Genomic DNA, 9,634 nt, shown 5'->3' with positions numbered 1-9,634 from the left:
AAGTATAGAATGCCTTTATCAATTAAAGATATAAAATATGAATATTCTAGAAGATTTTTTTTAGATAATCTAGCTATTTTTATTAGAGTAGATAATAAAATAGTGGGATATGGGCAAATATTATTTTTAGAAGGAAAATATACAATAGCTAATTTAGGAATATTAACTGAGTATCAGGGTAAAGGGTATGGAAAGTTATTAATTAAAAAACTTTTAAATCTTGCTAAGGAAGAGAATATTTCACAATTATATATAAAAGTTAAAGAAAGTAATAAAATTGCTATGAAATTATATAAAGGTATAGGTTTTGAAGAAGTAGAAAAGGTTCATATTTATACTATTGCTTAAAAAGGATGTGTTATTTTTAACACATCCTTTAAAGTTAAAAATATTAAAATATTGTAGTATTAAAATAAAGAATCATTAGGAATATATGAAAGTTTAGTAGTTAATATATTAGAGGTTAAATGTTTATTATAGTATGAACGATTATGTAATCTACAATTGTTAGGTTCTAACTCTTTTTCTTCCTTAGAGTTTGATTCTTCTTTTAAATTGCGCATAAAAATCACCTCCTTTTTATATTATTTTTTGCTAAAAAAACAAATATAATACCATTTATAGTAAAAAAACAATTGGTTTTTAAAAAAGTTAAATTATTTTAAGTAAATACTCTTTTAAAATAACTTAAAATTATATATAATGTGATTTGATATGATTAACCTAAAAGGAGAATGAAATTATATGGATAATAATTTAAAATATTACATAGAGACTTGGGGATGCCAAATGAATGAAGAAGATTCAGAAAAGCTTTCAGGAATGCTTAAAAGAATTGGTTATAAAAGAACTGAAAGTAAGGATGAAGCATCAATAATTATATTTAATACATGTTGCGTTAGAGAAAATGCTGAAAATAAGGTTTTTGGAAATCTTGGACAATTAAAGAAGCTTAAGGAAAGAAATCCAGCTCTTATAATTGCAATTTGTGGATGCATGATGCAACAAAAGGGAATGGCTGATAATGTATTAAAAAGATTCCCATTTGTTGATATAATATTTGGAACTCATAATGCGTATAAATTTCCAGAATATTTAGCAAGAGTGAGACAAGAAGGAGTTCAAGTTAAAGAAATTATAAATAAAGAGGAAGGTATTGTAGAAGGATTACCTATAGATAGAAAAAGTGATGTTAAAGCTTTTGTAACTATAATGTATGGTTGTAATAATTTCTGTACATATTGTGTAGTTCCTTTTGTTAGAGGAAGAGAAAGAAGTAGAAAACCAGAGGATATAGAAAAGGAAATTAAAGATTTAGTAGCTGAAGGTTATAAAGAAATAACTTTATTAGGACAAAATGTTAATTCTTATGGAAAGGGTCTAGAAAATGAAATAACTTTTGCAGAGCTTTTAAGAAGAATAAATGAAATTGAAGGTTTAGAAAGAGTAAGGTTTATGACATCTCATCCAAAAGATTTAACAGAGGATGTTATAATGGCAATAAAAGAGTGTGATAAATTATGTGAGCAAATTCATTTACCTGTACAAAGTGGTTCAACAAGAGTTCTTAAAGAAATGAATAGACACTATGATAGAGAGTATTATTTAGATTTAGTTAAAAAAATAAAACGTGAAATTCCAAATGTTTCTTTAACTACAGATATAATTATAGGATTTCCTGGAGAAACAGAAGAAGATTTTGAGGAAACTTTAAGTATGATAAAGGAAGTTGAATATGATTCAGCCTTTACTTTTATATACTCAAGAAGAAAGTATACTCCAGCTGATAGAATGGAAAATCAAATTAATGAAGAGGTTAAGCATAAAAGATTTAATAAATTGGTAGAGGTTGTTAATGAAATTATTGCTAAGAAAAATAAGCAATGTGAAGAAGAAATTTTAGAAGTTTTAGTAGAAGGTCCAAGTAAAAATGATGAAACTAAAATGTCAGGAAGAACAAGAACTGGAAAGTTAGTAAATTTCCCAGGAACTATTGATTTAGTAGGACAATTAGTTAATGTTAAAATTGTAAAAGCACAATCTTTTTCATTAACAGGTGAATTAGTTTAGTTTATATGGAGATAGCATGTTGCTATCTCCTTTTTAAAATTTTTAATCTTTAGGTTATTATATGAAAAACAATAATTAGTAATTATAACTTTGATATTATATTATGTACTTGATATAATAATCATTATATATTAAATATAGATTAAAATATGAAAATAATATTTTATTTTTATACATAGTAGTTTTAGTTAAGTTGAAGGAGGAAAAATAATGGCTCTAACTCCAATGATGAGACAATATTTTGAAATAAAAGAAAATTACAAGGATTGCATAGTATTTTTTAGATTAGGTGATTTCTATGAAATGTTCTTTGAGGATGCAGAAACAGCAGCTAGAGAATTAGAATTAGTATTAACAGGAAGGGATTGTGGCTTAGAAAATAGGGCACCAATGTGTGGAGTACCCTTTCATGCATCTAATTCTTATATAGGAAGATTAGTAGCAAAAGGTTATAAGGTTGCTATTTGTGAACAAGTTGAAGATCCAAAAATAGCAAAGGGAATAGTAAAAAGAGATGTAGTTAAAGTAGTAACACCAGGAACTTATATGGATGCATCATTTATTGAAGAAAATAAAAATAATTACATAATGAGTATTTTTGTAGATGATGAAAATAGAGGATTTTCTATAAGTGTAACAGATATATCTACAGGAGAATTTTTAGCTACGGAAACTTCTTTTGAAGAAAGCTTAATTTTTGATGAAATATCAAAATTTAATCCTAAGGAAATAATACTTTTAGAAGGATTAAATGGAGAACTTATAAAAAATATAAAAACTGTAAGTGTTGCTTTAGTTACAGAAAAAGATAGAGAATACTTTGAAAAAAATAATGAAAAAATTTTAATATCGCAATTTAAAGAAGATGTATGCACTTTTTCTAACAATATAAAGAGTTCATCAGCAGCTTTAGTTAAATATATATTAGAAACTCAAAAGATTAGTTTAAGTAATATAAATAACATAGATTTATATAATATTAAAGATTTCATGACTATTGATTTAAGTTCTAGAAGAAATCTTGAACTTACTGAAAGCTTAAGAGAAAAGGTTAAAAAAGGATCATTACTTTGGATTTTAGATAAGACTCAAACATCTATGGGAAGTAGAACATTAAGAAGATGGATAGAAGAACCTTTAATAAATAAAGAAAAAATAAAAGAAAGACATGATGCTATTGAAGAGTTACATGAAGATATATTTTTAAATGATAATTTAAGAGAAGCTTTAAAAGATATATATGATATAGAAAGAATACTTGGAAAAATATCAAGTAAAAATGTTAATGCTAAAGATTTATTAGCACTAAAAACATCAATATACAAAATACCTAATATTAAAAATATGCTAAAGAATTGTAGTAGTAATTTATTAAATAAATATTATGAAAATATAGATGAATTAAAAGATATATGTGAATTACTTAATAGTTCAATAGCAGAGGATGCTGGATTAACCATTAAAGAAGGAGATATAATAAAAGATGGTTATAATAATTTAGTAGATGAACTTAGATTAGCAAAAAAGAACGGTAAAGATTGGATTTCTACTTTAGAAAATAAGGAAAGAGAAGTTACTGGTATTAAATCTTTAAAGGTTGGATATAACAAAGTTTTTGGGTATTATATTGAAATATCAAAGGCTAATTATAGTTCGATTCCTGAGGGGAGATATATAAGAAAACAAACCCTTTCAAATGCTGAAAGATTTATAACTCAAGAACTTAAAGAAATGGAAGAAAAGATTTTAGGTGCCAGTGATAAACTAAGCATATTAGAATATGAGCTTTTTGTAGAAATAAGAGATATAGTTGAAAAAGAAATTAATAGATTAAAAGAAACCTCAAGAATAGTTGCTGAAATAGATTGTATAACAAATTTAACTTATGTGTCATTAGAAAATAACTTTGTGAAACCAAGTTTAAATAATGATGGAATTATAGATATACAAAATGGACGACATCCAGTAGTAGAAAAAGTAATTCCAAATGGAGAGTTTATTCCTAATAATACTTTAGTAAATAATAAGGAAGATCAGCTTTTAATTATAACAGGTCCTAATATGGCAGGTAAATCTACTTATATGAGACAGGTAGCTATTATAACTTTAATGTGTCAAATGGGAAGTTTTGTACCCGCAGATAGTTGTAATATAAGTATAGTAGATAAAATTTTTACTAGAATAGGTGCTTCGGATGATTTAGCAGGTGGAAAAAGTACCTTTATGGTAGAAATGTGGGAAGTATCTAATATACTTAAAAATGCTACATCAAATAGCTTAATACTTTTAGACGAAGTAGGGAGAGGAACAAGTACTTATGATGGATTAAGTATTGCATGGGCTGTTATAGAATATATATGCAAAAATAAAAATTTAAAGTGTAAAACATTATTTGCAACCCATTATCATGAACTAACTAAATTAGAAGGACAAATTGAAGGAGTAAAAAATTACTCTGTAGATGTTAAAGAAGTAGATAATACTATAATTTTTTTAAGAAAAATAGTTAGAGGTGGAGCTGATCAATCTTATGGTATAGAAGTTGCTAAGTTAGCAGGTTTACCTAAGGGTGTTATAAATAGAGCTAAAGAATTACTAAAAGATTTAGAAAAAAACAATCATCATACTATTAGTAATTCTACTTTAATTAAAGAGGAAAAAAAGGATTTTTGTATTAATTGCAATAAAAAAGAAGTTGAAATTGTAAAAGAACAAGCACTAAAAGAAGATACTGTTTTAAAAGAAGCAGCTGTGGAAACTATTAAGGAATTAAAAGTAAATAAAAAAATAGTAGAAGTAATTAATAATGAAAAACAATTAGATTTTAATTCTATAGCTAAAGAAAATTTAATAAATGAATTAGCTAATTCAAATATATTAGAATTAAATCCAATGGAAGCTATGAATAAATTATATAATTTAGTTAAAATAGCTAAAGGATTAATTTAATACAAGGAGGTGGTTTCTTTTGAATAGAATTAATGTTTTAACCATGGAAACTGCTAATAAAATTGCTGCTGGAGAGGTGGTTGAAAGACCATCTTCAGTAGTTAAAGAACTTATTGAAAATTCATTAGATGCTAAATGTAAAAATATAACTATTGAAATAAGGGAGGGCGGAGAAAGTCTAATTAAAATAATAGATGATGGTATTGGAATACATCCTGATGATATAAAAAAGGCTTTTAGTGCTCATGCTACAAGCAAAATAAAAAATGTAGATGATATATTTTCAATAAATACATTAGGATTTAGAGGAGAAGCATTACCAAGTATAGCTTCAATATCTAAGGTGTTTTTGAAAAGTAAAATTTTTAATGAGCCTATAGGAAAAGAAATAAGATTATTAGGTGGTATAGAAGAAAGTTTTAAAGATTCAGCCATAAGTAAGGGAACTCAAATAGAAGTAATGGAGTTATTTTTTAATGTACCTGCAAGAAAAAAATTTTTAAAGTCTGTTTCTCGTGAAGGTGCTATTATTAATGATATAGTTAGTAGAATTGCTTTAGCAAATCCAGAAGTTTCCTTTCAACTTTTTAATAATAGCAAAAAGACAGTGCATACTTATGGAAATGGAAAATTAATAGATGCTATAAGATCAATATATGGAAAATCTACAGCGGAAAATTTGATTTATTTTGAAAAACATGAGGATACAGTATCTATATATGGATATATAGGAAATGATTCTTTATCAAGAGGATCTAGAAATAATCAAAGTCTATTTGTAAATAAAAGATATGTTAAAAATAGAACTATAACTGTAGCAGTGGAAAATGCTTATAAATCCTTTAATACATCTAATAAATTTCCTTTTTACGTTTTATTCATAGAGGTATATCCAGAACTTATAGATGTAAATATTCATCCAACAAAATCAGATATTAAATTTAAAGATGAAAGAGTAGTTTTTAAATGTGTATTTGATGCTATACATGAAGCCTTACGAGAAGAAGTTAAGGACAATTTTAATATAAATCCTTTAAATGAAGAGGAAAAAAAAATAGTTTACAAAGAGTTAGAAGAAGTAACACAATTTTCTTTAAATGAAGAAATTAATAAATTAGATGGTTTAAAAGAAAGTATTGCTTCAAATAAGAATTTTTTTAATGATTTTCAACAGTTAAATAAAGAAGAGAAAGAGAGTATATTTTCAAATAAAGAAGTATTAGGAAAAAATGAAAGAGAAGAGATAGAAATTCCTTTAGATTTAAGTTATAGACAACCTAATACAAATGATTATAAAAGAGAAGAAAATGAGGATAAAACTAATAAAGAAGAAATAGCTAAATTCCCTAAATTAAAAGTTATAGGTCAATTTAATAAAACCTATATATTGGCTGAAAAAGAAGAAATTCTTTATTTAATAGATCAACATGCAGCTCATGAAAAAATACTATTTGAAAAATATTTAAACACCATAGAAAATTCAAAAGTGGAAATTCAACCTTTAATAGTTCCATTAGTTCTTGATTTATCTCTTAATGATTTTATTTTTTATGAAGAAAATAAAGATATATTTGAAAAAGCTGGATTTATAATTGAGGATTTTGGTAATAATTCTATAAGAATAAGTGAAGTTCCTTATTTTTTAGGTAAGCTTAATGCTAAAAGTTTATTTTTATCTATACTTGATAATGTTAAAAATCTAGGAACAGGAAAAACTAGGGAAGTTAAATATAATAAAATAGCTACTTTAGCTTGTAAAGCAGCAGTTAAAGCAAATGATACACTTAGTATATTAGAAATGGAATCTCTTATAGAAGAACTTAGATATATAGAAGATCCTTTTCATTGTCCACATGGAAGACCAACTATAATAAAGTTTACTAGTTATGAATTAGATAAAAAATTCAAAAGGATTTTATAAAATTTGGAGGAAAAAATGAGAAACGACATACTTATTATTGCAGGACCTACAGCGGTGGGAAAAACTGCTATATCCATAGAATTAGCTAAAGAATTAAATGGAGAAATAATATCTACAGATTCTATGCAAATATATAAATATATGGATATAGGCTCTGCTAAAATAACAGAGGAAGAAATGGAAGGAATACCACATCATTTAATTGATTTTGTAGATCCTCACAATGAATTTAGTGTTTCAGAATTTAAAGTATTAGCAGAAAAAAAAATAAAAGAAATACATACTAAAGGAAAGCTTCCAATTTTAGCTGGTGGAACTGGATTATATATAAATTCAATAATATGTGATATGAACTTTACTGAAAGTGAAAAAGATGAAGCATATAGAGAATTTCTTTGGAATTTAGCTGAAGAAAGAGGAAATGAATATTTACATAATATGCTTAAAGATATTGATTTAGAAAGTTATGAAAAAATTCATTTTAATAATAGAAAAAGAGTTATTAGAGCCTTAGAAGTATATAAGATAACAGGAAAACCATTTTCTTCTTTTAAAGCAAAGAATAATATTTATACTTCTCCATATAATATATATTATTATGTGCTAGATATGGATAGAGAAAAACTTTATGATAGAATAAATAAAAGAGTAGATATTATGATGAATAAAGGTTTAATAAATGAGGTAAAATATTTACAAAGTATAGGATTAACAGAGAATATGCAATCTATGAAGGGCATAGGATATAAAGAAATTTTATATTATTTAGGTAAAAAACTTTCTTTAGATGAAAGTATAGAAATGATCAAACAAGGAAGTAGAAATTATGCTAAAAGACAGTTAACTTGGTTTAGAAAAGATCCAAGATCCAAGTTCATCAACAAAGACAAATATGTGGATGAAAAGGAAATTATTGATAAAATAATTGATGACATAATTAATGCTTAGGTTTATAATGATAATATATAATTATTAATGTTAATTGTGGAGGAAGATAGCAATGAACAAGTCAATCAATAACCTACAAGATATATTTTTAAATAATGCTAGAAAAGGGAAAATTCACGTAACAATATTTCTTATGAATGGAGTACAATTGAAAGGGTATGTAAAAGGATTTGATAGTTTTACAGTGGTTTTAGATAGTGAGGGAAGACAACAACTTGTTTATAAACATGCAATAAGTACTATAGCTCCAGTACAACCAATATTATTTAATAATGCACAAGTAGATGATAATTAAAGAATATAAAAATCATAGGTAAACTTAATAAAGTTTGCCTATTTTTTTTTGCTGTGATAATATAGTCTAAGATGTAAAAAAATACGGGGGTAATTGAACGTATGTTAAAAGAAACAATAGAATTATTAAAACAACAATATAAATTTACAGATGAAACTATATCTTTATATAATCAAGCTATAAATGATGTGGAAAAAGAGTTTGAAATGTATGATGAAATAAGAGAGCTTAATCAGTTAAAAGTTTTAAAAGCCTTTCAAGAAGAAAGAATTTCAGATTCTCATTTTACTAATTCTTCAGGTTATGGGTATGGTGATATTGGAAGAGATTCTTTAGATTTAGTATATGCTAGAATATTTAATGCAGAAAAAGCTTTAGTAAGACCTCATTTTGTTAATGGTACTCATGCTATAGGAACAGCTTTATTTGGAAATTTAAGACCGGGTAATACAATGTTAGCTGTAACGGGAAGTCCTTATGATACTTTACATAACATTATAGGTATAAGTAAAGAAGAAAATATAGGTTCTTTAAAAGAATATGGAGTTAAGTATTCTCAAATAGATTTAAAGAATGGTAAATTAGATATGGAAAAAATAAAGGAAGCTTTAATATCTGATAAGACTATTAAATTAGTACATATGCAAAGATCCACAGGATATGGATGGAGAAATTCATTTTTAGTCAATGAATTAGGAGAAGCTATAAAAGAAATAAAATCTATAAGAAATGATGTTATTGTATTTGTAGATAACTGCTATGGAGAATTTATTGATACTAAGGAACCAACAGATGTAGGTGCTGATTTAATGGCAGGTTCATTAATTAAAAATATTGGTGGTGGAATATCACCAACGGGAGGATATATAGTAGGTAAGGCTGAATATGTAGATCAAGCTTCCTATAGATTAACAACACCTGGTATTGGAGGAGAATGCGGTTCTACTTTTGGTGTTATGAGACAATTATATCAAGGATTATTTTTAGCACCACATATTGCTATGGAAGCTGTTAAAGGTGCAGTATTTTGTGCTAGAGTTATGGAACTTGCAGGTTTTGAAGTTCTTCCAAAATATAATGAAAAAAGAAGTGATATAATTCAAGCTATAAAATTTAATGATGCAGAAAAATTAATAAATTTTTGCAAGGGAATACAAAAGGCTTCTCCAATAGACTCCTTTGTTGAATGTGAGCCTTGGGATATGCCAGGATATACAGATCAGGTTATAATGGCAGCTGGAGCTTTTATACAAGGTTCATCTATAGAATTATCGGCAGATGCTCCAATAAGAGAACCATATATAGCTTATTTACAGGGTGGATTAACTTTTGATCATGCTAAAATTGGAGCTTTAATAGCATTAAATAATATTTTCAAATAAATTGGTTTTGAAATAAATATTTAAAATGTGTATAATATAAAAGAAATATATTTTTATAAAGTATATTAT

Annotated in this window: 8 protein-coding genes; 7 read left to right on the top strand and 1 reads right to left on the bottom strand. The window is 25.9% G+C overall.

All coding sequences use genetic code 11. The features are described from left to right. A partial coding sequence (locus GBZ86_RS09245; RefSeq protein WP_152889974.1) for a GNAT family N-acetyltransferase occupies positions 1–348 on the top strand: 348 nt, incomplete at its 5' end. Between the two features lie 59 nt (positions 349–407). Here the strand turns inward: GBZ86_RS09245 and GBZ86_RS17115 are convergent. Further along, positions 408–563 carry a hypothetical protein gene (locus tag GBZ86_RS17115; protein ID WP_170272195.1) on the bottom strand — a complete coding sequence of 52 codons (156 nt, stop codon included), beginning with the start codon at positions 561–563 and terminating at the stop codon, positions 408–410. Positions 564–744: 181 nt separating this feature from the next. Between GBZ86_RS17115 and miaB the strand changes: the two genes are divergently transcribed. The 6 genes from miaB (at position 745) to GBZ86_RS09215 (ending at position 9,565) form a co-directional block, all read left to right on the top strand. Beyond that, the gene (miaB, locus tag GBZ86_RS09240) at positions 745–2,070 is read left to right on the top strand and encodes a tRNA (N6-isopentenyl adenosine(37)-C2)-methylthiotransferase MiaB (RefSeq protein WP_152889972.1); all 1,326 of its coding nucleotides are present in this window, start codon (positions 745–747) and stop codon (positions 2,068–2,070) included. 210 nt (positions 2,071–2,280) lie between these two features. Next, on the top strand, positions 2,281–5,019 hold the full coding sequence (gene mutS / locus GBZ86_RS09235; protein WP_152889970.1) for a DNA mismatch repair protein MutS: 2,739 nt from the start codon (positions 2,281–2,283) through the stop codon (positions 5,017–5,019). A 19-nt stretch (positions 5,020–5,038) separates the two neighbouring features. After that, the gene (gene mutL, locus GBZ86_RS09230) at positions 5,039–6,940 is read left to right on the top strand and encodes a DNA mismatch repair endonuclease MutL (protein ID WP_152889968.1); all 1,902 of its coding nucleotides are present in this window, start codon (positions 5,039–5,041) and stop codon (positions 6,938–6,940) included. 15 nt (positions 6,941–6,955) lie between these two features. Beyond that, on the top strand, positions 6,956–7,888 hold the full coding sequence (gene miaA / locus GBZ86_RS09225) for a tRNA (adenosine(37)-N6)-dimethylallyltransferase MiaA (protein ID WP_152889966.1): 933 nt from the start codon (positions 6,956–6,958) through the stop codon (positions 7,886–7,888). 52 nt (positions 7,889–7,940) lie between these two features. Then, complete coding sequence (hfq, locus tag GBZ86_RS09220) at positions 7,941–8,183, top strand: RNA chaperone Hfq (RefSeq protein WP_152889964.1); 243 nt, start codon at positions 7,941–7,943, stop codon at positions 8,181–8,183. Between the two features lie 101 nt (positions 8,184–8,284). Continuing rightward, entirely contained in the window at positions 8,285–9,565 is a 1,281-nt protein-coding gene (locus tag GBZ86_RS09215) for a methionine gamma-lyase family protein (RefSeq protein WP_152889962.1), read from the top strand. The last annotated feature ends 69 nt before the right edge of the window (positions 9,566–9,634 follow it).

Source organism: Clostridium tarantellae, from assembly GCF_009295725.1.
GTDB classification, from domain to species: Bacteria; Bacillota; Clostridia; order Clostridiales; family Clostridiaceae; genus Sarcina; species Sarcina tarantellae.
This window is presented reverse-complemented; position numbering and strand designations above follow the sequence as displayed.

Bases quoted from the DNA above. Each gene is read 5' to 3' on its own strand.
- mutS (WP_152889970.1), top strand. From the start codon at position 2,281: ATGGCTCTAACTCCAATGATGAGACAATATTTTGAAATAAAAGAAAAT.
- GBZ86_RS17115 (WP_170272195.1), bottom strand. From the start codon at position 563: ATGCGCAATTTAAAAGAAGAATCAAACTCTAAGGAAGAAAAAGAGTTA.
- hfq (WP_152889964.1), top strand. From the start codon at position 7,941: ATGAACAAGTCAATCAATAACCTACAAGATATATTTTTAAATAATGCT.
- miaB (WP_152889972.1), top strand. From the start codon at position 745: ATGGATAATAATTTAAAATATTACATAGAGACTTGGGGATGCCAAATG.
- GBZ86_RS09215 (WP_152889962.1), top strand. From the start codon at position 8,285: ATGTTAAAAGAAACAATAGAATTATTAAAACAACAATATAAATTTACA.
- miaA (WP_152889966.1), top strand. From the start codon at position 6,956: ATGAGAAACGACATACTTATTATTGCAGGACCTACAGCGGTGGGAAAA.